At 39.4% G+C, this 1,067-nt stretch carries 1 pseudogene; it reads right to left on the bottom strand.

Going from position 1 to position 1,067, the window contains the following annotated elements:
* Positions 1–1,067: pseudogene (locus tag ACFIL8_RS10805) on the bottom strand (hypothetical protein); the annotation flags it as partial.

Genomic DNA, 1,067 nt, shown 5'->3' on the forward strand with positions numbered 1-1,067 from the left:
CCATCGCTCCAAGATAAAGAATCTTGTGCAACTCCCTCTGAGACCTCCTTAATGCGAGCGTTCACATTCTTGATATTCTCATCAAGCCCTTTAAAGGCAGAACCAACATCGGTATGCGGTTTATCTGTTACTTCACCACCTTTATCAATACTAGATAAATTATAAGTTGGCCCTTTAAAAGCACCATCCTTAAATTCAGCATCTCCACCCAACAATTTTGCTATATCCATTGAAAGAATGTGAACTTGTCCTCCATTGATAACATCCGTTGAGTTTTCCGCAATCGATCCGGCGGCTACATTATGGAGCGCAACAGGTGTAGCATCCTTCCCTTTCCCAAAAGTTACATTTGTATAATCAGTTTGATTATCTGTTGTTTTATCGTAAAGAACAACAGAAGAACTATCCGACAGAAGGGTATCAGAAAGATCCTTCAAACCTTTATCAAATTGTTCTTTGTTCACAGCTTCATTGGCTTTTTCTGCTGCCTTTACACCAGAAAGAGTTCGATCCTTACCACCCTTGTTTGCGATATTGATTTCACTACCTTCTACTCCTTTACCAATGTTGATAACATCTTCATTTTTCGTAACAAGCAAATTACTGATTACATCGCTGATCGCAGTTTGAACCTTTGTGAAAAGTTTACCCACACCTGAAAATGCATCTGATACATTCTTATAGCTTGATTCAGCTTCAGTGCCATCATCATTGATAATTTTGAGCTTAAAATCAGGAACTTTCAATTCCCCATCCTTATATTCAGCGTCATCAGAAAAATATTTTGCAACCTTATCGCCCAGTGAATAAAGTTGAGAACCATTTACGGCATCCATCGATTCTTTCGTAATATCTCCTACAGCAAGCGATGTGATTTTACTTGCCTTTCTGTCATCACCTTCCCCATGCTGGGCAACAAAAGCTTTGTCAGCATCGCTCCAAGATAAAGAATCTTGTGCAACTCCTTCTGAGACTTCCTTAATGCGAGCATTCACATTCTTGATATTGTCATCAAGTCCTTTAAAGGCAGAACCAACATCGGTATGCGGTTTATCTGTTACAACACC

This window comes from Bartonella sp. AP57NXGY (assembly GCF_042195805.1).
Lineage (GTDB): Bacteria > Pseudomonadota > Alphaproteobacteria > Rhizobiales > Rhizobiaceae > Bartonella.